This window comes from Flavobacterium sp. ABG (assembly GCF_001027725.1).
Taxonomy (GTDB): domain Bacteria; phylum Bacteroidota; class Bacteroidia; order Flavobacteriales; family Flavobacteriaceae; genus Flavobacterium; species Flavobacterium cupriresistens.
On sequence record NZ_LEKS01000084.1, the window covers coordinates 1 to 407 of the forward strand.

A 407-nucleotide genomic window follows, 5' to 3' on the forward strand; every position below is an offset into this window, starting at 1 on the left:
CGTTTTCTGTCATCGCTTTGATAGCGTTATCGGTTGTGCAATGTTATTTGGTAAAAACAACTTACGATTATAAAGTGGCTCAGTTTCATTCGGAAATTAAAGAGGAAATTGCTACTATTTCAAATGATTATAGCGATATTGATTCGACGATTGTCAACAAAAAAGACTTGCTTTATAAACAGTTAGCGGAGCATTATATTCGTGATAAAAAAACCAAATTTAAAATTAAAAGTGCTTTGCTTCAAAATCAATTCAGAGGCGAATTGACCCGAAAATTACAGCTTAAATTTGAAAGAGAAATTCCAAATATCTTAATAGATTTTGCCATTGTCCTTAACAAGTTTATCATTTATAACAGTCGAAAAAAAACAGACACTATTTTTTCAGAAAAACCACTTATAAAAAAT

The 407-nt window shown here is 29.7% G+C and carries 1 pseudogene; it reads left to right on the top strand.

What is annotated here, in order from left to right:
• A pseudogene (locus tag AB674_RS21780) lies at positions 1-407 on the top strand (sensor histidine kinase); the annotation flags it as partial.